The sequence below is a fragment of the Neptuniibacter sp. QD34_54 genome (genome assembly GCF_047778055.1).
GTDB lineage: Bacteria > Pseudomonadota > Gammaproteobacteria > Pseudomonadales > Balneatricaceae > Neptuniibacter.
In genome coordinates, this window is record NZ_CP180546.1 from 3,002,775 (window position 1) to 3,027,803 (window position 25,029).

Consider the following 25,029-nt stretch of genomic DNA (forward strand, 5'->3'; position numbering starts at 1 on the left):
TGCTTTCAGATGATGGAAGTACTAGGTGACAGCTCAATGAATACTTTTTGACAGTTCAATTACAAAACGGCAGCAGCCATCTCTTTAGAAAATTCCTGCTCAAACCATTGCGCGGCCATGGTCACAACTAGGTCAGGCTGCAATAAAGGCACCATATGACTTTGGCGCTTCATTACCAACAACTCCATGGGCTGCTCACAATAATTCATCACTCTCTGAGAATAACTCACAGGTAATACCTCATCTTTATCTCCATGCAAAATAGCAGCAGAGAAACGATGCACCCTATTTACGATATTACAACGATGATTAAACAGACTAGATAAAGTTTTAAGAGGGTAATCAAACACTATCAATGGATCATTATTAATTGCGGCACCTGCAGGGTGCCCCTTTAACAGCTGCTCAAAATCAACGAAAGATTTTAGTGGCACTTTATATCCTGGAAGCATTAAGGAAGATGCCCACGTCCAGTTCCAGCCCATTCTATAAGTTAAATCAGGGGCCAAATCAGGCACCAATAACGTCCCGCAAAGGACTGTAGATAGGCGCTCATCCTTTTCTGCTGCTGCAACAGCAAGCAATGCACCTATTGAATATCCGTAAACACCAAATGGGCCCTTAAAGCGCTGCTGCAATACATCCAAAACGTCCGATACAGCATTACACATCTCATCTACAGTGTAATGACCTCGAGAGCCCCCTGAATAGCCATGCCCAAGAGGGTCAACACCAATAACATTAAACCCTTGCTGAGATAGCTTACACAACAGCTCTGCATAGAGTTCACAATAAGTACCAATTCCCGGTAAAAAGATAATGGTTGGTGCATCTGGCGCGCATTCATATAACTCACAATGAACAGCACTTTCACCGACACAAAAAGCTGTACGGTGTTTTAAAAATTGCTCTAAATTCAGCTTGTCACGCAGATCAACACGTAAGCTACAACCTTCTTGGGACAAAATAGGCGGTCTGATTTGAACACTCATAATCAACTCAACTTATCGCTGGCAGTGTTTACAAAACACTGTGGAGCGCTGCCCCAAGCGTACTTCTGTTAATGGAGCCATACACTGTACACAAGGCTCCCCTTTTCGCCCATAAACATTGAGCTTTTGCTTAAAGTAGCCCGGTTTACCATCGCCACCTACAAAATCTTTCAGCGTTGTACCACCTTGCTCAATTGCGGCAGCCAACACTTTTTTAATATTCTCAACTAAACACGCTAAGCGTTCATAAGAGATATTACCGGCTGCTCGCCTCGGATCGATCCCTGACAGGAAGAGCGCTTCGGTGGCATAGATATTCCCAACCCCAACCACGACTTTACTATCCATAATCACTTGTTTGATAGCCGCTTTACGTCCAGCGCAGATCGCATGAAGGTGCTTAGCATCAAATTGCTCACAAAGAGGCTCTGGGCCTAACTTATATAGCAGTTCATGGTGTTCATTAAGCGGTTGCCACAAAACAGAGCCAAAACGACGCGGATCCGTCAGCCTCAAAGCCTTGCCATTCCCGAAACAGAAATCCACATGATCATGTTTAAGTACGGGCTCATCTTGCTCAACAATTCTTAAGCTACCTGACATCCCCAGATGCACCATCACTTCGCCGGTAGATATTTTGAGAAGAATATATTTTCCGCGGCGACCAACAGATTCAATCACCTGTCCTTCTACCTCATCAGCAAGAAAATCAGGAATAGGCCAACGAAGATTAGGATTGCGGATCAACAAGCGGGTTACTTTCTGCTGATTAACATGAGGGCTAATGCCTCTACAGGTCGTTTCTACTTCTGGCAATTCAGGCATGAATTTCAACTGTAATACAACATTGAACGCTTAGACTAACATAAAATCAATGAATTAAGGGCCTATCTCAATGCCGACGTTAGTCAAGCTATGCTACATTCTAGGTCTAATTTAGTAAGGTGATTTGTACTCAATGGATTTTATCTGGATCTTATTTGCATTCGTCTGCGGTTACACACTGCGATTGATTGAGATGCCCCCTCTTATAGGGTACCTATTTGCAGGTTTCTTCCTGCACTTTATTGGTGTTGAACCAGTAGATAGTTTACAAACCTTGGCTGACCTAGGTATCACCTTGATGCTTTTCACTATCGGCCTGAAGTTAAATGTAAAAGACCTATTAAAAACAGAAGTGTGGGCCAGCACACTGTCCCATATGACACTCTGGACACTTTTAGCCGGCTCTGCATTTATACTGCTCGCCACCCTTTCAATTCCGTACTTTTCAGATCTAGACCTTAAATCTGCTGCTCTGATCGGCTTCGCCCTTAGCTTCAGCAGTACCGTATGTATCGTGAAGCTTTTAGAGGAAAGCGGTGAGATGAAAACAAGGCATGGTCAACTCGCCATTGGCGTCTTGGTTATGCAAGATATTGTTGCCGTTCTGTTCCTTGTGGCCGCCACGGGGAAAATCCCATCAATATGGGCTCTAGGCTTACTCGGTTTAGTCTTCGTTCGACCTCTGCTAAATCATTTACTCATGCGTGCAGGCCATGGTGAATTGCTGCCTTTGGCCGGCTTCTTCCTAGCACTAGGCGGTTATGAACTCTTTAACCTAGTAGGTGTGAAAGGCGATTTAGGAGCACTTGTCTTCGGCATGTTATTAAGCACTCACCCTAAAGCGAGCGAATTAACTAAGTCCCTCTTAAGCTTTAAAGATCTATTCCTGATTGGCTTCTTCCTATCTATAGGGTTCACAGCCTTACCTGACTGGTCAATGCTAGGCATGGCAGCGATCCTTGCGGTTCTAATTCCATTAAAATACATCATGTTCTTTGGAATTTTCACCCGCTTGAATCTTCGCGGACGAACGTCTTATCTATGTGCCTTAGCACTGAGTAATTTCAGTGAATTCGGATTAATTGTTGCTTATCTTTGTGTAGATAGCGGCTGGCTAAGTAAAGAGTGGTTGGTCATTCTAGCGCTTGCTGTTTCACTATCATTTATCCTAACCAGTGTAGTCTACCGTTCTGCGCACTCCTTTTATTTACGCCATAAAGAGAAGATTAAAAGTTACGAATCAAACACTCCTCTTCCAAGCGATATCTTTGTTCAGCCGAAAGATTCTGAAATATTAGTGATCGGACTTGGTCGTGTCGGAAAAGGCGCTTTCAATGCCCTGCATAGCATTGTTGGGGATAAAGTTTGGGGAATGGATGCAGACCGTAGCCGTATTCAGAAATTCCAAAACAAAGGATTACACGTTTTCTATGGTGATGGTGAGGATGCCGACCTTTGGTGCAATATGGATGTCAAAAACATCAAACTAGTCTTGCTTGCACTGCCTTCGATAGAGGATAGTCTCAACATTGCTGAACAGCTGCACAGCGCTAACTACCCTGGGGAGATTGCTGCAATTGCCCGCTTCCCAGATGAACATAAACAACTCGTTGATGGCGGCATTCATACTGTTTTCAACTTCTATACAGAAGCGGGCTTCGGTTTCGCCGAAGAGAGCTTACAGTTAATAAACCATCCTAAAGCAGCCGCAGAGTAATCTGCGGTTGCTAAACAGCAGACAATAAAAAACCCAGCCTAGGCTGGGTTTTTTAGAAGAAAGTAAGATCTTATTTAATCTTAGATTCTTTGTATTCAACGTGCTTACGAACTACTGGATCGTACTTTTTGAACACCATCTTTTCAGGAGTGTTACGCTTGTTTTTGTCAGTAGTGTAGAAGTGACCTGTGCCAGCAGAAGAAACTAGCTTGATCTTTTCGCGTGCGCCTTTAGCCATGATTCAGCTCCTTAAACTTTGATGCCGTTAGCACGAACTTCAGCTAGAACTGTGTCGATGCCTTTTTTGTCGATAATACGCATACCTTTAGAGGAAACACGTAGACGTACGAATTTGTTTTCGCTTTCTACCCAAAAACGGTGCCAGTGCAGGTTTGGAAGAAAACGACGGCGTGTTTTACGCTGTGAGTGGGAAACATTGTTTCCTGTAACTGGACGCTTACCAGTTACCATGCAAACTTTAGACATATTATAAAGCCTTTAAAATTAAGGGTTACGAATCTATCCTTTATTCTCTTTTTTTATTGAAACGATATAAGGAAAAACCTCTGTACTCTCCAGAGTCCAAACCGTTTCTCAGGCGGAGCGTCCCGTAACTAGACAAGATACCGTACCGGAGTATGGATAGAAGGCCGCGAATTATACACAAGAGCATACACATTCACCAGCACTTAATAACTTTTATAATAATCCCCGTTCAGCAAACGAAACGATCTCAAGATCCCCGACAATCATATGATCTAAAACTCTAACTTCGATCATCTCCAATGCGGTTTTGAGTCGTTCTGTTATGTGCTGATCGGCCATACTTGGTTCCGCTACCCCAGATGGATGATTATGAGCAAGAATGACCGCAGCAGCATTGTGCTCCAATGCTTTTGCGACGACCTCGCGGGGATAGACTGCCGCTGCGTTAATCGTACCAAAGAATAACGCTTCATATTTAAGTACGCGGTGCTTGTTATCCAGAAAGAGACAAGCAAACACCTCTCTTTGATGATGACGCAGTTGCGAAGCCAGATAATTTTTCACCTGCTCCGGCCTCTCCATCGCATCTCCTTTTTCAATAGAGGCTTGTAGATGCCTGCGACTCATTTCCAAAACAGCCTGCAATTGGGCATATTTTGCAGAACCTAAGCCATGCGCGGAACAAAAAGCCTTTTCATCACTTTCGAGAAGCGCGCGTAAAGAACCAAATGTAGTTAATAAATCGCGAGCCAGATCCACCGCGCTTTTACCTTTTACCCCTGTGCGTAAAAAGATAGCTAAGAGTTCGGCATCTGACAGCGAAGCCGCGCCTTGAAGCAAAAGCTTTTCCCGAGGTCGCTCGGCTTCCGGCCAATGCGAAATAGACATAAGAGGTCTCCATTTTATCTCTTCTCTATTTGCCACTCACGAAGCAAAGGCTTTCAAACCTTGAGAAGAGTCATCATCCTTGATGAATTGCATTAATTTAACGCCATACAATCTACGAAACTTTACTTGAAAATGGTATGGTATCGATCCTTTTTATTTCAGCGTCATTTAGATTACCGACGCTACAAACGCAAAGATTACAGTAGTTAGCCAGTATGCAGAGACTTACTAACAAACAAATTATTCTTGGAATCACCGGCGGTATTGCAGCTTATAAAAGCGCAGAGTTAACTCGAATCCTCAAAGGAGCCGGTGCTGAAGTTCGCGTTGTAATGACAGCCTCTGCAACCGAGTTTATTACCCCACTGACTTTACAAGCTCTCTCAGGTAATCCCGTCCACCAGCATCTTCTTGATGCCGAAGCAGAAGCAGGCATGGGTCATATTGAATTAGCTAAATGGGCTGATTTGATCCTGATTGCGCCAGCAAGTGCGAACTTTATGGCTCGATTAGCCTCAGGCCAAGGCGATGATCTACTAACAACGATCTGCCTAGCGACAGATGCACCTATCTGCTTAGCCCCAGCGATGAATCAAGCAATGTGGCGTGACGAAGGCACACAAAAGAACGCAACAACACTGGAATCTCGTGGCCTCAAACTATTTGGACCAGGTGTAGGTGAGCAAGCCTGTGGCGATACTGGTCCAGGCCGTATGCTAGAACCAACAGAGATAGCAGAACTAACAGCAGCCCAATTTGACCGGGGTAGCCTGACAGGTAAAACCGTCTTTATTACCGCTGGCCCTACCCGAGAACCATTAGACCCTGTGCGATATATATCCAACCATAGCTCAGGAAAAATGGGCTACGCTCTTGCAGAAGCTGCAATGGAAGCGGGTGCTAAAGTTAAATTAATTAGTGGCCCTGTAAATCTTCCTGCACCGGCTCGCATTGGCAGAACGTCAGTGGAAAGCGCCGAAGAGATGCTTAACGCCTCTCTGGAAGATCTCTCTCTATGCGACATCTTCATCGCAGCGGCGGCAGTAGCAGACTACCGCCCTACGGCTATAGCTGAACACAAAATAAAGAAAGGCTCAGAAGAGATCATGGAACTTCATCTGGTTAAAAACCCAGATATTGTTGCCACTGTAGCGAATAGTTCACCAAAACCATTTACGGTGGGTTTTGCTGCAGAGACACGTGATGTTATCAGCTACGCCAAAAGCAAACTTGAGCGTAAAAACCTCGATCTCATCATCGCAAATGATGTTTCTCGCTCAGATATTGGTTTTAACAGCGACGAAAATGCGGTTACGGTTATTTCAGCGACAACAACTGAAACCTTACCCCAAGCCTCTAAGCGCCAGTTAGCCAGCAAGCTGATCGAAAAGATTGCAGCTCAGTATCATGGAAGTGCAGTAACGGAAAAAGAGATCGAAACTGCATAACTTATTTTGGATTTCAAACTTTGTGAACATTAAAGGATTAACATGCGTTACCCTCTAAACTCTCTAGACCACGCAATTTTCCGTGCTTACGATGTCCGAGGCATTGTAGGTTCAGCCTTAACAGATGACACGGTCTATCACCTAGGCAGAGCTTTTGCTGCCGAAGCAAAATCACAAGGCGTTGAAAACGTTAATGTGGCTGCCGATGGCCGCCTATCCAGCCCGCACCTTAAACAACTCTTTAGTGAAGGTTTAATAGATGGCGGCTGCCAGGTCATAGATACAGGCTATGTACCAACCCCTACCCTCTATTATGCAGCACATCAGGATAGTCAGTGCACAGGCGTAATGATCACAGGTAGTCACAACCCAGCTGATTACAACGGCTTTAAGATGATGATCGACGGCCACACATTGTCTGGCGATGAAATCCAAGCCCTTAAAACACGTATCATTGAGCAAAACTATTCAGACGGCGAAGGCTCTAAACGCGATTTAGATATCCGTGAAAGCTACCTTGAGCGCATCCTTTCGGATATCAAACTAGATAAAAAACTAAAAGTCGTTGTCGATTGCGGTAACGGCATTCCAGCTGAGCTAGCGCCTAAGCTGATTGAACAATTAGGCTGCGAGATTATCCCGCTTTATTGTGAAGTCGATGGCACTTTCCCTAATCACCACCCAGACCCGGGCAAACCGAAAAACCTTATCGATGCGATCGCGAAGGTAAAAGAGACGAGTGCGGATTTAGGCCTAGCATTTGACGGTGATGGCGATCGCGTAGGCGTCATCACTAACGAAGGTAATATCGTATATCCAGATCGCATCATGATGTTGTTCTCTGAAGAGATCCTTAAGCACAACCCAGGCGCAGAAATCATCTTCGACGTAAAATGCTCACGCCTACTCGCCAAAGTGATTACCGAAGCAGGCGGTAAAGCGACTATGTGGCGTACAGGCCACTCTTTGATCAAACAAAAAATCAAAGAAACCGGCGCACTGCTTGGCGGCGAAATGAGTGGTCATATCTTCTTTAAAGAGCGTTGGTACGGTTTTGACGATGCGCTATACAGTGCAGCACGTCTTCTTGAAATTTTGGCGAATACAGATCAAACCGTTGAAGAGCTATTCGCTCAATACCCTGAAGATGTAAGCACACCAGAGCTAAACATCACAGTTACCGACGAAAACAAATTCGATATTGTCTCAGCCCTTCAGGAAAAACACTTTGAAGGCGGTACTGCCAACCATATTGATGGTGTACGCGTCGACTACCCTGATGGCTGGGGTTTAGTTCGCGCATCCAATACAACACCAGTGCTTGTTCTTCGTTTTGAAGCAGAAACAAACGATGCGTTATTGCGTATCCGAAACGATTTCGAGCAAAAGCTACATGAAGTGGATAACAGTCTCGTTATCCCACACGAATAAAGCCCAAACGGCAGGAGTGCACCGATTAAATCGGTGCACTCATATAATAATTTTAAGGAAAGACTATGCCTCTAACACGTAAAGATGCCATGACTACCGCTCATGTATTGAGCGAGGCTATGCCATATATTCAGCGCTTTGTCGGCAAAACAATTGTCATCAAATATGGCGGTAACGCCATGATTGATGAAAAGCTGCAAAACAGCTTTGCCCGTGACATTGTGATGATGAAGCTGATTGGTATTAACCCAATTGTTGTACACGGAGGCGGCCCGCAGATCGGACAACTGTTAGAAGATCTGAAAATCGAATCACACTTCATCAACGGTATGCGTGTAACCGATTCCAAAACAATGGACGTTGCCGAGATGGTATTGGGCGGCGCGGTAAACAAACAGATCGTTGGCCTGATCAACAATAACGGCGGCCAAGCTATTGGCTTAACAGGTAAAGACGGTCAACTTCTACGTGCTAAAAAGCTACGTGTTGAACATAAAACACCTGAGATGGAAGCACCGGAGATCGTCGATATTGGCCACGTAGGCGAAGTAGAAAGCGTTAACGTTAAGGTGCTAGATATGTTGGTTAACTCCGACATTATTCCTGTGATTGCACCGATTGGTGTGGGTGAAGACGGCGCGTCCTACAACATCAATGCAGACTTAGTTGCTGGTAAAGTTGCTGAAGTACTGCAAGCTGAAAAGCTGATTCTATTGACCAATATTGCAGGCTTAATGGATAAAGACGGCAATATCCTAACCGGCCTAACAACCAAACAAGTAGATGATCTAATTGAAGATGGCACAATCTACGGCGGTATGCTGCCTAAAATCGGCTGTGCACTAAGCGCAGTTAAAAGCGGCGTAAACAGCTCTCATATTATTGATGGCCGTGTAGAACACTCCTGCATGCTAGAAATCTTTACCGATGAAGGTGTTGGTACTCTGATCACCAACCGCGGATAAGGACGAACCATGAGCGAAACAGTCAAAGTATCCCGCCGCGAACAGATTCTTCAAAGCCTTGCTCGCATGCTGGAAAACCCAGGGCAAAAAATTACAACTGCAGCCCTAGCTAAAGAAGTAGGTGTATCTGAAGCAGCGCTTTATCGCCACTTTCCAAGTAAAGCACGCATGTTTGAAGGCCTTATCGGCTTTATCGAAGATACAGTTTTTAGTCGCGTTACTGCGATCACACAAGTTGAACCAAGCGCAATCAAACAATGCGAGCAAGTACTTACTTTATTGCTAGCTTTTGTAGAACGCAATCCAGGTATGGCCCGACTACTTACAGGTGATGCCCTTACCGGCGAAACAGATCGCTTAAGACAGCGTATCAACCAATTCTTCGAACGCTTAGAAACGCAAATCAAACAGATCCTACGCGAAGCAGAAGTCAAAGAAGGCTTACGTACCGAAACTACTGCTGGCGCAACTGCCAACTTGATGCTTGCGTGTTGCGAAGGTCGCATCCGTCAATTCGTAAGAACAGAGTTCCGAAGAACGCCGACAGAGCAGTGGAGCGAGCAATGGCCGCGAATTGCTGCCGGCGCTTTTCGTCCTGCCTAATTTACGTTTGGCACAATGACTCTTTAAGGGGAAGCTAGCTTCCCCTTTTTTATTCCCACGGGGCCACCAGCACAACCATGGATCAACTTATTGAACACGGCGGATTATTTGCTCTCTCATTTTTCGCTAATACCTTATCAGCCATGGCCGGAGGCGGAGCAGGCTTGCTGCAACTCCCCGTACTGCTATTCCTTGGCTTAAGTTTCAATACAGCACTAGCCACCCACAAAATTGCCAGCGTGGCCTTAGGTATTGGTGCAACCATTAGGCACCTGCGTGAAGGTAAGCTGGACTACAAGTTCTGTGGATTTATATTACTATGCGGCCTGCCCGGCGTGGTTATCGGGGCTGATATCATCATCGATATTCCCGAAGGTTGGACCATACTCAGTTTAGGCCTATTAACGGCTGGATTGGGCATCTATTCCTTCCGCAAAAAAGCGCTTGGACTTACCGCAGAACCTCGTAACAGAGATCGGTTAGGGCTGATCATTGGGGGCGGTGTACTGTTCGTTATTGGCGCCTTAAACGGCTCTTTGACTTCAGGCACTGGCTTATTTGTAACACTCTGGCTCGTTCGCTGGTTCGGTCTAGACTACAAAACAGCCGTCACCTATGTCTTGATTCTGGTAGGTTTGTTCTGGAACTCCACCGGCGCTATTACCGTAGCATTACAGGTAGATCCTCGTTGGGAATGGTTACCTGCACTGTTGATCGGCGCCACTATCGGCTCTTATACAGGTGCACATTTAGCCATTACTCAAGGTAATCAGCTGATAAAAAGAGCATTCGAAACGCTCACAGTTCTAGTAGGAATAAAACTGACGGGGGATGGGATCGGAATATTAATGGTTCTCTAAAGCCTTAATGTTTAATCGCAACCGGTAAAGTTTGGCAGTGCCCTTCGCTACTATCGCAAGGCTCCACTTTCGGTTGAGCCATTAGCAACTGAGTGCGAGATCGAATATTAAGCAACTCAGACGCCGACACTAAGCGGATACCTAATTGCTCGAGAATAGGCAGTGCTTCAGATAAATACTCCACTGTTGCTGGATAAGGATGCCCTATTACGACAGCATGCCCCTGAGTCACTGCTAAACTTAAAGCTTGCTTGAACTGGTTGTGGATATAATTCCAATTCTGCTTATTATCTAAAAAAACATCCCTAACTAGATAGGGAATCTGGTGCTCATGGGCTACCTTCCAAGCCACACTTCGCCCGGTTGTCACGCTATCAATAAAGAAGATATTACGCTGTTTTGCCACAGCCATAATCTCTTTCATCTTTTGACGATTTTCAGTCAGAAGGCTTCCCATGTGATTATTCATTCCAACTACATGGGGGATCGAATCAAGGCTATTATGTAGTACCTGCTGAATCTCTTTCCTAGACAACTGCTCAGTTAACGCGCCAGGCCCTAGGCGAAGTCCCGCTTTATTTTGCATTGGCGCATGCAATATAACCTCTTTCCCCTGCTTATATGCGATCTCCGCTAAATCATAGGAGTGTGGGGTATGAGGCAGAAATGCATAAGTAATCGCACCTGGAAGGTTGATCGCAGCCAAACCTTTTTTACGGTTATCACCAATATCATCAATAACAATTGCCATCACCGGCTGATTATCTTTGAATACTGGGTCGGCATAACTCGGGCTAACTAAAGCACCAAGAGTAATGATCGCTGAGCAAATCCGTCTAAAAAACTGCATATCACTTACGCACAATCGCCAAAGCTTTTAGCAAGTTTAAAGCTTCGTATAGCTGATAATCTCTTGCTGCTAGATTATCTTTTTTCGCTTCTTCCGCAGCCTTCTTCTCACCATTTTCAAGATGGCCACTTAGATCTTTTTCTTTCAAATATTCAGGGCCGCCTTCGCGCAAGGTTAACTCAGCATCATTAACCTCAATATCTGGTTTGATGCCTTGTGCCTGAATAGAACGGCCATTGGGGGTGTAGTATCTAGCCGTAGTAATTTTTAGCGCACGCTCTTTTGTTAAAGGCAGAACCGTTTGAACCGAGCCTTTACCAAAACTATCAACTCCCATAATAACCGCACGCTCTTGATCCTGAAGCGCACCCGCAACAATCTCTGAAGCCGATGCCGAACCGCCATTAATCAGGACAACAAGTGGAAGCTCTGGAAGTAAAGTATCGCTAGTCGCACTAAAGCGCTGCTCAGAATCTGCTAAACGACCTTTGGTATAAACAATCAGGCCATCGTTTAGGAAAGTATCACTGATATCCACTGCCGCTTGTAATACACCACCTGGGTTATTACGAAGATCCAAGACAACACCTTTCAGATCATTTTTCATCAAGCGCTTAAGGTGTTTGTTAACCTCTTTTCCTGAATCTACTTGAAATTGGGAAACACGTAGATAGCCGAACCCCTCATCCAACATGCGACTTTTAACACTCGCCACTTGAATAATGTCTCTTACAACTTCAATCTCCAGCGGTTTTTCTTCGCCTTCACGTACAATGGTCAACAGGAGTTTACTGCCCGGCTTACCCCGCATTAGCTCTACAGCTTCACTCAGCGGCATACCCTGTACAGGCGTATCATCGAGCTTAGTAATCAAATCACCCGCTTTAACCCCAGCACGTTGAGCTGGCGTATCATCAATAGGCGTGATAACACGAATAAAGCCATCTTCAGAGCCCACTTCGATGCCTAAACCACCAAATTCACCACTGGTATTGGCTTGCAGACTCTCAAATTCATCGGGTTCTAAATACGCAGAATGGGGATCTAGCCCTGCAATCATGCCTCGCAGAGCATCTTCAAGCAGACGCGCATCATCAACTGGCTCAACATAGGAGGATTTAATACGCTGAAACACTTCAGTGAATAATCGAAGTTCATCTAAGGGCAATACTTTTTCGTCTGTGACAGCAGAAGTATCTACAGGCTTTGGATCAGCAGCATAAAGCGGGAAAGAGACAAGCGAACTAACAACTATACCAAGCAAGGTACGTTTGAACCCGCCCGAACATAAAACTGACTTCATAATTTCTTCCCTAATAATGTTAGCGCTTCAACCAGCTTTTTGGATTACTCGGCTTACCTTTATAACGAACCGCAAAATAAAGACCTGTTTGAGTACGGCCCCCACTTTGCCCTGCCGTTGCGATCGTATCACCCGCGGCAACCCAATCGCCTGTTTCTAATAACAAGCTTTGATTATAACCATACAAACTTAGATAACCTGAGCCATGATCAATAATCAATACTAAACCATAACCTCTAAGCCAATCTGAAAATACTACGCGCCCATGATGAACCGCTTTTACAGGCTGAGCTTCTGACGCCTGAATCCAGATTCCATCATAGCGGATATTATTTCTGACAGTACCATAATTCTGCTTTACCTTACCTTTTAACGGCCAAGGCAGCTTACCTTTTAATTGTTTAAAGGTTTTATCGTCTTTAACAAGCGTGGCGAAGTTTAAACTTTTCTCAATTTCAGTAAGCACCGCACGCAAACGCTTTTGGTCCAGCTTGAGCTGCTTAAGTTTCTTTTTGTCTGTGGAGAGGGCTTTTGTTAGCCGAGCAAGGGTATCTTTTCGCTTCGCTTGAGAGGCCCTCAGAGCAGTGACCTCTTTACGTAATTCTTCGCGCTTGAGGACCATTTTTTGCTCGGTATCGGTTAACTCTAATTCAGTTCCGGAAAGATCCGCCAGTTTGGTTTTGAAAAGAATTAGGTCCTGCCGCAACTCTTCATTTACAAAGTCATAATAGCGAATAGCTCGATCTAAAGTTTCAGGATCTCGCTGAGTAAGCAGTAGCTGTAGGCGCGCTTGGTTGCCCATTTTATACTGCTGGGCTATCTGTTTAGCGATTAGTTCAGAACGTTTCTTAAGCTCGACTTTTAAAGCATCTCGCTTCTTTTCAAGGGAATCAGCGTGAGAGCCAAGACCACTCAATTGCTTATCCAGTGATTGGATCTGACGGGCTAACTTGCCAATTTTGACTTCACTGTCACGGAGTTCTTTACTCAATTCACGAGATTCGCCCTCTTGCGAACGCATGTTTTTTTGCAAGGAAGCTATACGTGAATTGAGCTGCTTTATCTGCTTTTCAGTTAATGCTTGTTTGTCCTCTGCCAACACTACAGATGACGCAAGCAAGCTAAACAGTATGAAGATAAAGGCAGGTAAAGATCGCACCATAATTTTTATGCACAAAATAAAAAGGGATAAACGAGTTATCCCTTTTCAAAGCCTCTTTAGAAGGATGCTAAAGATCTGCCTGTCATTTCAGCAGGCACTTCAATGTCCATCAAGGACAGCAGGGTTGGTGCTAAATCACACAGTGCACCGTCTTCTAGCTTGAGATTTTCTGCACGCGGGCCATCGTAAATCAACGCCACTGGCCAGATAGTGTGAGATGTATGAGGCTGGCCTGTTTCTGGGTTAACCATCAACTCAACATTGCCGTGATCAGCTGTTATCAATGCTTCACCACCGACTTCGCGAAGCGCTTCTAGTACCTGTTTAACGCTGTCATCAACAACTTCACAAGCTTTAACAGCCGCATCAAATTTACCGGTATGGCCGACCATATCACCGTTCGCATAGTTACAAACGATCAGGTCATACTTACCACTCTTAATCGCATCAACTAACTTTTCAGTCACTTCCGGCGCACTCATTTCAGGCTGCAAGTCATAAGTAGCAACATCTGGAGAAGGAACCAAAATACGATCTTCACCTTCGTATACTTCTTCCTGACCGCCATTGAAGAAGAAAGTCACATGAGCATATTTTTCAGTTTCAGCGATACGCAGTTGGGTTTTGCCCAAACCAGATAGGTATTCACCTAGATCATTTCGAATAGCTTGCGGAGGATAAGCGCAGGCAGCATCAATATCAGATGCATACTGAGTCATCATTACATATGCAGCTAGCTCTGGAGCTTTTTCACGTGTAAAACCGTCAAAGCTGCCACCTTCAGTAAATGCGCGAGTAATCTCACGAGCGCGATCAGGACGGAAGTTTGCGCAGATTAGCGCATCACCGTCAGCAACTAGACCTTTCGCTTCGCCAGTAGCATCCGTAATTACTGTTGCTTGAACAAATTCATCGTTCTCATCACGCGCATAAGCTTCATTCAGCGCTTGAATGGCAGATTCAGCTTTGCAAGGCGCTTGACCGATAGTCATTGCATCGTAACCGTTCTGCACGCGATCCCAACGGTTATCACGATCCATTGTAAAATAACGACCCGCTACAGAAGCAATGGAACCTACACCGAGTTCGGTTAGCTTTGCTTCCGTACGTTGAATCGATGGTTCTGCAGAACGAGGCGGCATATCACGACCATCCAAAATGGCATGAACATAAAGCTTTTTCGCACCACGTTTAACAGCCATCTCTAACAGCGCAAAGATATGTTCTTCATGGCTGTGAACGCCACCTGGAGATAACAAGCCCAAAATGTGAACCGCTTTGTCTTGCGAAATGGCAGCATCCATCGCGTTCACTAGCGTCTCGTTATCGAAGAAATCACCATCTTCAATCGCTTTAGAGATACGCGTGAAGTTTTGATAAACCGTGCGCCCTGCGCCAATGTTCATATGGCCTACTTCTGAGTTACCCATCTGTCCATCCGGCAAGCCAACAGCCATACCTGAAGTTTCGATTCGAGCATTTGGATTATCAGCAAGTAGTGCATCCCATACCGGGGTATTAGCTGCCTGAATTGCTGAAGATTCTGAACTTTCTACACCGTAACCATCAAGGATGATCAAAGCTTTTGTCGCGCGCGTTTGTGTCATATCTGTAGGATTCTGTTGCAACGGTTATAAAATTGCCGCCAATTTTACTTGGAAAGCCCCTTTAAGGCTAACGATTGAAGGCCCGAAGCAGAATAATTGCCACTAAATAATCATTTTCACCACGTCTTCCCCTTATACCGTCAAAAATCGCGAGGTATACTATTGCTCCTCAATCGTCGATCAACAGTTTTTAATGGTCTTCAGGTAAGACCTTATTTGGATTAGAAATGGATCAATTTATCGAATTTATCGGCAACCACCCATTCTTGGTTGGTGCTTGGCTTTTAACTCTAGTGATGTTCGTTCTTTATGAACGTAGTAAAGCAGGCAAAGCCGTTACTCCGGCGCAAGCAACAAACCTAATCAACAAAGAAGACGCGATCATCGTTGATATCCGCCCTAAAAAAGAGTGGGCAACAGGTCATATCACCAATGCAAAGCACATCCCCCTTTCTGATTTAGATCGTCGTATGGACGAGCTAACTAAGTACAAACAACGCCCGATTATCGTTGTATGTAATTTAGGTCAGGCAGCAAGCGCTGCTACTCGCAAACTTAAGGCTGAAGGCTTTGAAAATGCGGTGCGCCTATCTGGCGGCATGACCGAATGGAAAGGCCAAAGCCTTCCTATTGTTAAGTAATAATCACGATGAAAGAAGTTACCATCTATACAACCGCGTGGTGCCCCTTCTGTATCCGAGCAAAAATGCTTTTGGATCATAAGAGCGTTCCTTACACTGAGATTAAAGTCGACGGCGACGCAGAAAAACGTCGCGAAATGACGGAACTAAGTGGAGGTCACACTGTGCCGCAAATTTTTATCGGCGAAGCACCTATCGGCGGTTGCGATGATATGTTTGCCCTTGAACACCAAGGCAAGCTCGACACCCTACTTAGTGCAAACTAATTATTAAAAAATAAGGATAAATCATGGCTGAGAACGATCAGAACACAGCGTCCCAAGAAGAACAGCAGGGACCTCAGTTTGCGGTACAACGCGTATACATTAAAGATGCCTCTTTTGAATCTCCAAACGCTCCTGAAATTTTCATGAGCCCATGGCAGCCAGAAGTTGGTCTAGAGATGAACACTCAAACTGCTCAGCTAGGTGACAACGCTTTTGAAGTAACTCTAACGCTAACAGTTACGGTTAAAAACGAAGATAAAACTGCATTCCTAGTTGAACTACAACAAGCAGGTATTTTCTCTATCGCAGGTCTAGGCGAGCAAGAGATGCACCACACACTAGGCGCATTCTGCCCAAGCATCCTATTCCCATATGCACGTGAAGCAATTGACGCAATGGTTGTTAAAGCTAGCTTCCCAGCGCTAATGCTTGCTCCAGTAAACTTTGATGCACTATATGCTCAGCAAATGGCTCAAGCCCAGCAAGAAGCTGCACAAGGTGAAGCTCAGCACTAAGCTGATCGTTGTCGCATAAAAAAACGGAGCTTTAGGCTCCGTTTTTTTGTTTTTGGATCTATCTATTTGGATGATTCAGATGCAGCCAACTCACTGCGGTTGCGTTTCGATTTATACTTCAACCAACCCACCAAATCCGTCCACATCTTATCAATATCCTTTTTCGGTGGCATGATCCCAGCATATGGAAGCTCAATGGTCACCACAGGTATATTCTTAACAAACCAGCCATAGTTGCCTAAAGAACCAGGGTATGTCCCTAGCTGACGTAGGTGCAACGGCCCAAGTTTACGCGGCGGTTGAACACCACCGTCAAAGTCCAAAATTCCGTGCGGCGCATGTACAGAGACAATCACCGTCGGCTTGTATTCATCAATTAAATTGTGGATAACACGACTTTCAGGCTCACTCAAAGGCGCGTGCCCAGGGAAATAGCGCAAACGCTTTTTCGCACTTTTTTGCCAATAAGCTAAAGGCTCTGGAAATTCTGGTGCAGGAGTAAAATTCCGATTCAAATCAACCTTATTCGCATTTACTCGGCTCGACTTACGCTGCAATAAGCCATCTGGATTCACAACCGGCAAGAAATACCAATCATAAGCACCACTATGATGTTTACGTAAGGTATTAAGCCACTTAAAGGTTACGCTAACACTTGAGTACTCATCACCATGAATACCACCTATAAATAGAACCCTTGGTGCATCTTTATTTTCTTCTGATGCCTGAAAGTGTGCCTCTAAAATTGCACGACCTTGAACTGAATAAAAACGAGGTGGAAGATAAGGATTACTTAAACATTCTTTAACCGAAACACTGGCTAGTTTTTTACCAACCTGCTTGCAGACATTCGTCACCTCTTCTGGATGATTCGTTCCATGAGTCAAAGAAGAGATCAAGATTAAAAAACTCCCAAGAAAAAGGGAGCTATATTTTTTCCACATATACTTACCGAACAACACTTTCAACTGTACACATATTAATCAAAAGCGCATTCTAGCATGATTTTAAGGAAAGACTTTGCAGTATTTCATCAGCACGACCTAATTCAAGGACCTGTTGCAATGAAGCTGCTGGCAACGGCACAATACTTACAAGCGAGCTTGCTGGGATAAGAAATTGACCTTCACTGCCAGACTCTAATTGATCAGAGATCAGAACTACCGGAAGCTGTTGGTTCTTAAGTGTTTGGATATTTACTTGCTGATCAAGCCGACCTAACAACCATACTGCACGCTCCCTATAGTCGGTAACATGCAGTTTAAAAACCTCACCCGCCTGCTCGGTTAAATAAGCTTCAATCTTTGTCACTATGAAAGCGTGCTGCATAGAATTACTGACCGTCATGTAGTTCCTTTCACTATAGTCGTTATAGCAACATTTAAGTATCTATATGTAGAACCGCTTTTAAAACTAACTATCGATAGCGCCTTCAAACCCCAGTTGACGCCATGCTTCATAAACAACAACAGCGCTAGCATTAGAAAGGTTCATACTACGACTCGCCTCTTTCATCGGCATTCGCAACCACTGTTCGCTAGGGAAGCTCTCTCTCACCTCAACCGGCAAACCTCTAGTTTCTGGCCCCAACAATAAAACATCGCCTGCTTGGTAATCTGCTTTGGTGTAGCAGGTTTTACCTTTTGTCGTTAACGCCCAAACCTTTCTAGGCTCTATTTCAGCCAGGCAGGCTTCTAAATCAGGGTGTATTTTAACTGCAGCAAACTCATGATAATCCAAGCCTGCACGACGCAACCGCTTATCATCAAAGTCAAAACCTAAAGGCTCAACAAGATGAAGATGAAAACCTGTATTAGCACAAAGCCTAATAATATTACCGGTATTTGGCGGTATTTCAGGTTCGAATAGGACAACATGAAGCATAAAAAAATCCCCGCAGTTTAAAAGCTGCTGGGATTATATATGAATTCAAAAAACGTGGTTATGGCTGTAAAGGAATAACTTAGGCAACCTCCTGATCATCGCCTTTATCTTCGGCCATACCCAGCTCTTTAATTTTCCGCGTTAGAGTATTACGCCCCCAACCCAGAAGTTCTGCAGCATCGCGTCGACGTCCTGCTGTATGCTTGAGCGCAGTCTCAATCATAATTTTTTCAAAAGCAGGCACTGCAGTATCCAATAGATTGCGATGACCAAGCCCCAACTGCTGATCAGCCCAATTGCGCAATGACAATTCCCAATCACCCGCCACAGCTGTTTCTGATTCACTACTCTGCATAAGCTCTGGCGGCAAATCATCAATAAGCACTTCTCGGCCAGTCGCCATTACCGTCAACCAGCGACAAGTGTTTTCCAACTGCCTAACGTTACCTTGCCATGCCAAATTACACATATAACTTTCCGTGTCAGTAGCAAGTATCTTTGGCTCCACATCTAGCTCTTCAGCAGCCATGCTCAAGAAATGGCGCGCTAAACGCGGAATATCTTCACGTCGTTCAGCTAACTTGGGTAGATGAACACGAATGACGTTAAGACGATGGAATAAATCTTCGCGGAAACGACCTTCAGCTACCAACTTTTCTAAATCCTGATGGGTAGCCGCGATAATACGAACATCAACCTTCACAGCGGTATGGCCGCCAACACGATAGAATTCACTATCGGCCAACACTCTCAACAAACGTGTTTGAGCATCAGCAGGCATATCACCAATTTCATCTAGAAAAAGCGTACCGCCATCGGCTTGCTCAAATCGACCACGACGAGCCGCAGCCGCACCCGTAAAGGCACCTTTCTCATGACCAAACAATTCTGATTCAATCAGATCATGAGGGATCGCTGCCATATTCAAAGGAATGAAAGGCCTATCTCTACGCGGGCTATGCTTATGCAGCGCGTGCGCGACAAGCTCTTTACCCGTCCCAGACTCACCATTAATAAGAACCGTGATATTGGATTGAGATAATCGACCAATCGCACGGAAAACTTCCTGCATAGCAGGCGCTTCGCCAATAATCTCTGTACCTTCTTCAGCAGCTTGCTCAGCTACCTGCTCTCGTTGCTCAATCGCATGTGCCAAAGCGCGTTTGGTTAGTGCAACAGCATCATCAACATCAAACGGTTTTGGTAAATACTCAAATGCACCACCTTGATAAGACGCAACTGCAGAATCTAAATCGGAGTGCGCCGTCATAATAATGATCGGAACTTGTGGATGAGTTTCTTGAATTTTCTCTAGCAACTGCAGACCGTCTGTTCCAGGCATGCGAATATCACTAATGATGGCATCTGGTACTTCACGTTCTAGCTGAGCCAATAAAGCATCTGCACTATCAAAAACTTCGGTTTGAAGCCCTTCTACTGCCATTGCTTTTTCAAGCACCCAACGAATTGAACGATCATCATCGACAATCCAGATTTTACCTGACAGGTTCATGACTTATCTCCAAAGGTATGAATAGTTGAAATTTGGTTTCCCCTGGCTGAGTTTCACACTCAATCAATCCTTGATGCTGATTGATAATCGATTGCGCAATCGACAAGCCAAGGCCGGTTCCTTCTGCACGCCCACTTACCATAGGGTAGAAAATCTTACTGAGTATCTCTTCTGGAATTCCTGGGCCGTTATCCACAATTTCGACACTACACACCAAACGGTGTTTTTCTGCGCCTAATGTAATTTGACGGAAAGCCCGAGTTTTAATCTGAATGGTTGGCTCAGCGGTTCCCGCAGCCTGCATGGCTTGCATGCTGTTACGCAGAATATTTAATACCGCTTGAATAAGTTGCTCTGCATCACCGGTAAACTCAGGGATACTCGGATCGTAATCTCGTAACAGGGATACAGCCCCCTTCGTTTCAGCCTCAATTAGCTGGCAAACCCGTTCGAGTATGGCGTGGATATTAACGTCTTCAAGCTTAGGTAACTTACGCGGCCCCAACAGACGATCCACCAAGTTCCTTAAACGATCAGCCTCTTCAATGATTACGCGGGTATAATCATGTAGCGCAGGATCTGGCAGCTCTCGTTCTAGCAATTGCGCGGCACCACGAATTCCACCAAGAGGATTCTTAATTTCATGCGCCATGCCACGGACTAGGGATCTGGCAGTATCGTGTTGAGTTAGAAGGTCTTCTTCACGCTCAATTCTCATCAAACGGTCTCTAGCTTCTATCTCAATCAGGAGCTGTCGACCGCTCAACCAGAACAATGGATTAATTGAATAATCAACCGTTAGTACACTGCCACTCTGAGTCACCAATTTAGCTTCACGGCGAGTGTAAGGGTGACCAGTTTCAATACAAGCGCGCAGATCTTCAATGCCTTGCTCCTCTGGTGAGAACCACTCCGCTACAGACACTTGAGACAAACGGCGTAAACTCGCCTCTAACAGCATCTCAGCCGCAGGATTGGCATATTCCACATCAAGGTTGCCATCCAGCAAAACCACCGCTGTAGAAAGGTTTTCTATTATCTGTTTATGAAAATCTATTACTGGCATCGACCTACACTCTTTTACTTAAGTTTACTTCTGCAAAAAGCAAACCAAGTTTCACCCCTGCCCTAAATTGCTCTCAGGCAGCACCATTACTGACTATTCTAATATTGAGTGTAGCTACTTAAAAATGATAGCGCACCATTTTAGTGCATTAAATATTATTAAGATTTTAAACGTCACTAAATAAGTGCATAAGGGAAAGATTTAAAAACAAAAAAGCCTCCACAAGGGAGGCTTTTTTTAAGAAGAATTAAGACTTATACAGAGTAGTACAGATCAAATTCAACTGGGTGAGTAGTCATGTTAACTTTCTCAACTTCTTCACGCTTCAGCTCGATGAATGCATCTAGCATGTCATCAGTGAATACGCCGCCAGCAGTCAAGAACTCACGATCGTTCTCTAGAGCATCTAGAGCTTCTTCTAGAGAAGCAGCAACCTGTGGGATCTCAGCAGCTTCTTCAGCCGGTAGATCGTAAAGGTCTTTATCAGCAGCATCGCCAGGGTGAATCTTGTTCTTGATACCGTCAAGACCAGCCATCATAAGCGCTGCGAAGCACAGGTATGGGTTAGCAGATGGATCAGGGAAACGAGCTTCTACACGACGTGCTTTAGGATTAGTCACGTATGGAATACGGATTGAGGCAGAACGGTTACGTGCAGAGTAAGCAAGCATAACTGGCGCTTCGAAACCTGGTACTAGACGCTTGTAAGCGTTAGTAGAAGAGTTAGTTAGAGCGTTAAGCGCTTTAGCGTGCTTGATGATACCGCCAATGTAGTAAAGAGCAGTTTCAGACATGCCTGCATAAGCATCACCAGAGAACAGGTTAACACCGTCCTTAGATAGAGACATGTGAACGTGCATACCAGAACCGTTATCACCAACTAGTGGCTTAGGCATAAACGTAGCTGTTTTGCCGTAAGCGTGTGCAACGTTGTGTACGCAGTATTTAAGAACCTGAACTTCGTCTGCTTTAGCAGTAAGCGTATTAGGACCTACACCGATTTCACACTGACCAGCTGTTGCTACTTCGTGGTGGTGTACTTCAATTTCAAGATCCATTGCTTCCATCGCGTCACACATAGCGCCACGTAGGTCGTGAAGAGAATCAATTGGTGGTACTGGGAAGTAACCACCTTTAACACGTGGACGGTGACCTGTGTTACCACCTTCAACATTGTGGCTAGAAGCCCAAGAAGCTTCTTCAGAAGCGATTGTGTAACCGCAACCAGAGATGTCTGCGTGCCATTTAACTTCGTCAAATACGAAGAACTCTGGCTCTGGACCAAACATAGCTGAATCTGCAATACCTGTAGATTTTAGGTACTCTTCTGCACGTTTAGCAACAGAACGTGGATCACGCTCATAACCTTGGCCAGTAGCCGGCTCAACGATGTTACAACGAACGATGATAGTCGTTGCTTCAGAGAATGGATCCAGTACAGTTGCACTGTCGTCCGGCATCAAGATCATGTCGGAATCGTTAATACCTTTCCAACCTGAGATGGATGAACCATCGAACATTTTACCTTCTTCAAAGAAGTCGTCGCCCATATCAGATACAGGGATAGTTACATGCTGCTCTTTACCGTGAGAATCGGTGAAACGCAGGTCAACCCATTTAGCGTTGCTTTCTTTGATCAGATTCAGAGTCTTCTCTGACATTTGACTGTCTCCACTTAATAATTACCAGGCCGAACAGCGCCAGCCTCAAGAAATCAGAATTTATTATCGGCTTAGGACTTAGCAACAAGCGTGCCAGAATATAAAAACCAGCATTCCTCCACAATTAGAGGCACTTGCAGCATAAATACACCAAAAGCACCGCACCAAAATCGAACACAAGCAACTTTAGCGCACCATAATAGTGCAAATCTTGTTAAATCAATTTTTACGCACCGTTATGGGTCTATAATATACTCCAACCTTATTAAAAACGCCCACCTATAATGGGCCTGTTTTTAACTTAATTCTTACCCAGATCAATTCAACCATTCTCTTCATAAAAAGAAAAAGTAAAACTCTGCATAATTGATTAAGAAATATGCAGTAATTTCTCTATAAACACGTATAATTCCGCATTCGCAAAAATATCTCACAGGTATACACACGTGATCGAAAAGCTAAGAAATATCGCTATCATCGCGCACGTTGACCACGGTAAAACAACCTTGGTTGATAAGCTGCTTGCACAATCCGGCACTTTAGGCCGTCGTGATGAAGGCACTGAGCGCATCATGGACTCCAATGACCAGGAGAAAGAGCGCGGCATTACCATTTTGGCAAAAAATACTGCCATTACATGGAACGACTACCGCATCAACATCGTTGACACTCCTGGACACGCCGACTTCGGCGGTGAAGTAGAGCGCGTACTGTCCATGGTTGACTGTGTATGCCTACTGGTTGACGCTGTTGACGGCCCAATGCCACAAACGCGCTTCGTAACTCAGAAAGCATTTGACCAAGGCCTGCGCCCAATCGTTGTTATCAATAAAATTGACCGCCCGGGTGCGCGTCCAGATTGGGTTATCGATCAAGTATTCGATCTTTTCGACAGCCTTGGTGCAACGGATGAACAGCTAGACTTCCCAATCGTTTACGCATCTGCACTAAACGGCATCGCAGGCCTAGAACCAGACGATATGTCTGACGATATGACGCCTCTTTTCGAAGCAATCGTTGAACATGTTGAACCACCAAAAGTAGATGTTGACGGCCCATTACAGATGCAAGTATCTGCTCTGGACTATAACAGCTACTTAGGCGTTATCGGTGTTGGCCGTGTTACCCGTGGTACGATCAAAACTAACACTCAGGTTAAAGTTATTGACCGCGAAGGCGCTATCCGCAGTGGTCGTATCCTTAAGATCATGGGCTATCACGGCCTAGAACGCGTTGAAGTTGATACAGCCACTGCTGGGGACATCATCTGCGTTACAGGTATCGATGCGCTAAACATTTCGGACACAATCTGCGACCCAGATAAAGTTGAAGCCTTACCTGCGCTAAGCGTAGATGAGCCAACTGTTTCCATGACGTTCCAGGTTAACGATTCTCCATTTTCTGGTCAGGACGGTAAATTTGTAACTAGCCGTAACATCAAAGAGCGTCTAGATCGCGAACTTATCCACAACGTTGCCCTACGCGTTGAAGATGGCGACACACCAGAGAAATTCAAAGTGTCTGGTCGAGGTGAACTACACCTTTCCGTATTGATTGAAACAATGCGTCGCGAAGGTTTCGAACTAGGTGTATCCCGTCCTGAAGTAGTTCAAAAAGAGGTTGATGGCGAAATCCATGAACCTTACGAAGACGTAATGATTGACGTTGAAGATGAACACCAAGGCGCGATCATCGAAGAGCTTGGTAAGCGCAAAGGCGATATGACCAATATGGAAGTAGACGGCAAAGGCCGTTCACGCCTTAGCTTTATCATTCCTTCTCGCGGCTTAATCGGCTTCCGCTCTCTATTCCTTACCATGACTTCTGGTACGGGCATCATGACTTCCGTGTTCGATCATTATGGACCAGTTAAAGAAGGTGAAGTAGAAAGCCGAAATAATGGTGTACTTGTATCCATGGTTACAGGTAAAGCACTTGGCTACTCTTTATGGAACCTACAGAGCCGTGGTCGCCTCTGCATCGAACCAAATATCGACGTTTATGAAGGCATGCTATTAGGTATTCACAGCCGTAGTAATGACTTAGCAGTTAACCCAATCAAAGGTAAGCAGCTAACAAACGTACGTGCATCTGGCACAGATGAAAACATCCAACTAACTCCTCCGGTAAAATTCACTCTGGAACAAGCTTTGGATTTCATCGAAGATGACGAATTGGTAGAAGTTACACCTAACTTCATCCGTCTACGTAAGAAGCTTCTTAAAGAGAACGAACGTAAACGCGCGAAGAACAAATAAGAGAATATCTCTATCTTAAAAAGGCAGCCTTGGGCTGCCTTTTTTATTTTCTAATACCGTAGCTCTGACACAACTAGCTCACTATACT

Annotated in this window: 25 protein-coding genes; 10 read left to right on the forward strand and 15 right to left on the reverse strand. The window is 44.9% G+C overall.

Annotation, left to right across the window (positions count from 1 at the left end; all coding sequences use genetic code 11):
* Nucleotides 1–59 precede the first annotated feature (59 nt).
* Together ACMXYP_RS13615 and mutM are read right to left on the reverse strand one after the other, a co-directional pair.
* Entirely contained in the window at nucleotides 60–992 is a 933-nt protein-coding gene (locus ACMXYP_RS13615; protein ID WP_415882180.1) for an alpha/beta hydrolase, read from the reverse strand.
* Between the two features lie 12 nt (nucleotides 993–1,004).
* Nucleotides 1,005–1,817 (reverse strand): bifunctional DNA-formamidopyrimidine glycosylase/DNA-(apurinic or apyrimidinic site) lyase, encoded by an 813-nt coding sequence (gene mutM, locus ACMXYP_RS13620; protein WP_415882181.1) that lies wholly within the window; start codon nucleotides 1,815–1,817, stop codon nucleotides 1,005–1,007.
* A gap of 133 nt (nucleotides 1,818–1,950) precedes the next feature.
* Between mutM and ACMXYP_RS13625 the strand changes: the two genes are divergently transcribed.
* A complete protein-coding gene (locus ACMXYP_RS13625; protein WP_415882182.1) occupies nucleotides 1,951–3,534 on the forward strand; it encodes a cation:proton antiporter in 1,584 nt (527 codons plus the stop codon).
* A 70-nt stretch (nucleotides 3,535–3,604) separates the two neighbouring features.
* Here ACMXYP_RS13625 and rpmG read toward each other — a convergent pair whose 3' ends face one another.
* From rpmG to radC, 3 genes are all read right to left on the reverse strand, one after another.
* Complete coding sequence (gene rpmG, locus ACMXYP_RS13630) at nucleotides 3,605–3,772, reverse strand: 50S ribosomal protein L33 (protein ID WP_007023004.1); 168 nt, start codon at nucleotides 3,770–3,772, stop codon at nucleotides 3,605–3,607.
* A gap of 11 nt (nucleotides 3,773–3,783) precedes the next feature.
* The gene (rpmB, locus tag ACMXYP_RS13635) at nucleotides 3,784–4,020 is read right to left on the reverse strand and encodes a 50S ribosomal protein L28 (protein WP_415882183.1); all 237 of its coding nucleotides are present in this window, start codon (nucleotides 4,018–4,020) and stop codon (nucleotides 3,784–3,786) included.
* 213 nt (nucleotides 4,021–4,233) lie between these two features.
* Complete coding sequence (radC, locus tag ACMXYP_RS13640) at nucleotides 4,234–4,908, reverse strand: RadC family protein (protein WP_415882184.1); 675 nt, start codon at nucleotides 4,906–4,908, stop codon at nucleotides 4,234–4,236.
* Nucleotides 4,909–5,123: 215 nt separating this feature from the next.
* On the opposite strand from radC, the gene coaBC reads away from it, so the two are divergent.
* From coaBC to ACMXYP_RS13665, 5 genes are all read left to right on the forward strand, one after another.
* A complete protein-coding gene (gene coaBC / locus ACMXYP_RS13645) occupies nucleotides 5,124–6,356 on the forward strand; it encodes a bifunctional phosphopantothenoylcysteine decarboxylase/phosphopantothenate--cysteine ligase CoaBC (protein WP_415882185.1) in 1,233 nt (410 codons plus the stop codon).
* A 42-nt stretch (nucleotides 6,357–6,398) separates the two neighbouring features.
* The gene (locus tag ACMXYP_RS13650; protein ID WP_415882186.1) at nucleotides 6,399–7,787 is read left to right on the forward strand and encodes a phosphomannomutase/phosphoglucomutase; all 1,389 of its coding nucleotides are present in this window, start codon (nucleotides 6,399–6,401) and stop codon (nucleotides 7,785–7,787) included.
* A gap of 65 nt (nucleotides 7,788–7,852) precedes the next feature.
* Nucleotides 7,853–8,752 (forward strand): acetylglutamate kinase, encoded by a 900-nt coding sequence (gene argB / locus ACMXYP_RS13655; protein WP_415882187.1) that lies wholly within the window; start codon nucleotides 7,853–7,855, stop codon nucleotides 8,750–8,752.
* Nucleotides 8,753–8,761: 9 nt separating this feature from the next.
* Nucleotides 8,762–9,355 carry a nucleoid occlusion factor SlmA gene (gene slmA / locus ACMXYP_RS13660; RefSeq protein ID WP_415882188.1) on the forward strand — a complete coding sequence of 198 codons (594 nt, stop codon included), beginning with the start codon at nucleotides 8,762–8,764 and terminating at the stop codon, nucleotides 9,353–9,355.
* Between the two features lie 77 nt (nucleotides 9,356–9,432).
* Nucleotides 9,433–10,215 carry a sulfite exporter TauE/SafE family protein gene (locus tag ACMXYP_RS13665; protein ID WP_415882189.1) on the forward strand — a complete coding sequence of 261 codons (783 nt, stop codon included), beginning with the start codon at nucleotides 9,433–9,435 and terminating at the stop codon, nucleotides 10,213–10,215.
* A 4-nt stretch (nucleotides 10,216–10,219) separates the two neighbouring features.
* Here the strand turns inward: ACMXYP_RS13665 and ACMXYP_RS13670 are convergent, their stop codons facing one another.
* Genes ACMXYP_RS13670 through gpmI form a run of 4 tightly spaced genes read right to left on the reverse strand, consistent with a single transcriptional unit; the run spans nucleotide 10,220 to nucleotide 15,137 of the window.
* Entirely contained in the window at nucleotides 10,220–11,065 is an 846-nt protein-coding gene (locus ACMXYP_RS13670) for a divergent polysaccharide deacetylase family protein (RefSeq protein WP_415882190.1), read from the reverse strand.
* Nucleotide 11,066: 1 nt separating this feature from the next.
* Nucleotides 11,067–12,368 (reverse strand): S41 family peptidase, encoded by a 1,302-nt coding sequence (locus ACMXYP_RS13675; protein ID WP_415882191.1) that lies wholly within the window; start codon nucleotides 12,366–12,368, stop codon nucleotides 11,067–11,069.
* A gap of 19 nt (nucleotides 12,369–12,387) precedes the next feature.
* Nucleotides 12,388–13,530, reverse strand: coding sequence for a murein hydrolase activator EnvC family protein (locus ACMXYP_RS13680; RefSeq protein ID WP_415882192.1), 1,143 nt, complete (start codon nucleotides 13,528–13,530; stop codon nucleotides 12,388–12,390).
* A 56-nt stretch (nucleotides 13,531–13,586) separates the two neighbouring features.
* Nucleotides 13,587–15,137: a 2,3-bisphosphoglycerate-independent phosphoglycerate mutase gene (gene gpmI, locus ACMXYP_RS13685; protein ID WP_415882193.1), complete on the reverse strand. Its 1,551-nt coding sequence runs from the start codon at nucleotides 15,135–15,137 to the stop codon at nucleotides 13,587–13,589.
* 227 nt (nucleotides 15,138–15,364) lie between these two features.
* Here gpmI and ACMXYP_RS13690 point away from each other — a divergent pair, with 227 nt between their 5' ends.
* The 3 genes from ACMXYP_RS13690 to secB all read left to right on the forward strand — a co-directional run bounded on the left by ACMXYP_RS13690 (nucleotide 15,365) and on the right by secB (nucleotide 16,559).
* Nucleotides 15,365–15,778 (forward strand): rhodanese-like domain-containing protein, encoded by a 414-nt coding sequence (locus ACMXYP_RS13690; protein WP_415882194.1) that lies wholly within the window; start codon nucleotides 15,365–15,367, stop codon nucleotides 15,776–15,778.
* Nucleotides 15,779–15,849: 71 nt separating this feature from the next.
* Nucleotides 15,850–16,044 carry a glutaredoxin domain-containing protein gene (locus ACMXYP_RS13695; RefSeq protein WP_415882195.1) on the forward strand — a complete coding sequence of 65 codons (195 nt, stop codon included), beginning with the start codon at nucleotides 15,850–15,852 and terminating at the stop codon, nucleotides 16,042–16,044.
* Nucleotides 16,045–16,067: 23 nt separating this feature from the next.
* Complete coding sequence (gene secB / locus ACMXYP_RS13700; RefSeq protein ID WP_415882196.1) at nucleotides 16,068–16,559, forward strand: protein-export chaperone SecB; 492 nt, start codon at nucleotides 16,068–16,070, stop codon at nucleotides 16,557–16,559.
* A gap of 62 nt (nucleotides 16,560–16,621) precedes the next feature.
* Here the strand turns inward: secB and ACMXYP_RS13705 are convergent, their stop codons facing one another.
* The 6 genes from ACMXYP_RS13705 to glnA form a co-directional block, all read right to left on the reverse strand.
* Nucleotides 16,622–17,458, reverse strand: a complete 837-nt coding sequence (locus tag ACMXYP_RS13705) for a M14 family zinc carboxypeptidase (RefSeq protein WP_415882198.1) — start codon at nucleotides 17,456–17,458, stop codon at nucleotides 16,622–16,624.
* A gap of 97 nt (nucleotides 17,459–17,555) precedes the next feature.
* The gene (locus tag ACMXYP_RS13710; RefSeq protein WP_415882199.1) at nucleotides 17,556–17,906 is read right to left on the reverse strand and encodes a hypothetical protein; all 351 of its coding nucleotides are present in this window, start codon (nucleotides 17,904–17,906) and stop codon (nucleotides 17,556–17,558) included.
* 66 nt (nucleotides 17,907–17,972) lie between these two features.
* Nucleotides 17,973–18,443, reverse strand: a complete 471-nt coding sequence (gene trmL / locus ACMXYP_RS13715) for a tRNA (uridine(34)/cytosine(34)/5-carboxymethylaminomethyluridine(34)-2'-O)-methyltransferase TrmL (protein ID WP_415882200.1) — start codon at nucleotides 18,441–18,443, stop codon at nucleotides 17,973–17,975.
* 79 nt (nucleotides 18,444–18,522) lie between these two features.
* Complete coding sequence (glnG, locus tag ACMXYP_RS13720; protein ID WP_415882201.1) at nucleotides 18,523–19,956, reverse strand: nitrogen regulation protein NR(I); 1,434 nt, start codon at nucleotides 19,954–19,956, stop codon at nucleotides 18,523–18,525.
* Nucleotides 19,940–21,022 (reverse strand): nitrogen regulation protein NR(II), encoded by a 1,083-nt coding sequence (gene glnL, locus ACMXYP_RS13725; RefSeq protein ID WP_415882202.1) that lies wholly within the window; start codon nucleotides 21,020–21,022, stop codon nucleotides 19,940–19,942. Before glnL ends, glnG begins: the two co-directional genes overlap by 17 nt.
* 254 nt (nucleotides 21,023–21,276) lie before the next feature.
* Nucleotides 21,277–22,683 carry a glutamate--ammonia ligase gene (glnA, locus tag ACMXYP_RS13730; protein ID WP_415882203.1) on the reverse strand — a complete coding sequence of 469 codons (1,407 nt, stop codon included), beginning with the start codon at nucleotides 22,681–22,683 and terminating at the stop codon, nucleotides 21,277–21,279.
* A gap of 446 nt (nucleotides 22,684–23,129) precedes the next feature.
* Between glnA and typA the strand changes: the two genes are divergently transcribed.
* A complete protein-coding gene (typA, locus tag ACMXYP_RS13735; protein WP_415882204.1) occupies nucleotides 23,130–24,941 on the forward strand; it encodes a translational GTPase TypA in 1,812 nt (603 codons plus the stop codon).
* Nucleotides 24,942–25,029 lie beyond the last annotated feature (88 nt).